Origin of the sequence: Stenotrophomonas terrae (assembly GCF_001431465.1) — a bacterium.
Classification (GTDB): Bacteria; Pseudomonadota; Gammaproteobacteria; order Xanthomonadales; family Xanthomonadaceae; genus Stenotrophomonas; species Stenotrophomonas terrae.
In genome coordinates, this window is record NZ_LDJJ01000121.1 from 1 (window position 1) to 546 (window position 546).

The 546-nt window shown below is 66.8% G+C and carries 2 pseudogenes; one reads left to right on the forward strand and one right to left on the reverse strand.

Annotated elements, in window-relative coordinates:
- Positions 1–211: pseudogene (locus ABB27_RS18975) on the reverse strand (hypothetical protein); the annotation flags it as partial.
- A 121-nt stretch (positions 212–332) separates the two neighbouring features.
- Here ABB27_RS18975 and ABB27_RS18980 point away from each other — a divergent pair.
- Positions 333–546: pseudogene (locus ABB27_RS18980) on the forward strand (tryptophan--tRNA ligase); the annotation flags it as partial.

Here is a 546-nt window from a genome sequence, read left to right on the forward strand (position 1 = left end):
GCTGGCCGCTGCGGTTTTCCATGCGCACGCTGTAACGGTGGCCCGGCTCGCCGGCAACCCACTGCTGGCCACGGTAGGGATGGGTTTCCAGCTCGGTATCGCGGTCGCGGTCGATCACCGACAGCAGCACCGGGCCTTCATAGGCCGGGCGGACCGGGCTGAAGCCGCAAAGCGCGACAACCGACAACACACTGGCAATCAAACGGTACATGGCGGGCTCCTGGTCGGGGTACGTGGCCTTTAACGGCCGGGCGTGGGCAACGGGGTTGAAGGCGGGGACAGGTGCGGGCGGTTACACTGGGCCGGTTCATCCGCTCGTCAGCTTGGTTTACATGACTACCCGCGTCCTTACCGGCATCACCCCTTCCGGCACTCCCCACCTCGGCAATTACGTCGGCGCGATCCGCCCGGCCATCGCCGCCAGCCAGGCCTCGGATATCGAGAGCTTCTTCTTCCTGGCCGACCTGCACAGCCTGATCAAGGCGCAGGAGCCCGAGCGCACCCAGCGTTCGACCCTGGAGATCGCGGCCAGCTGGCTGGCCTGCG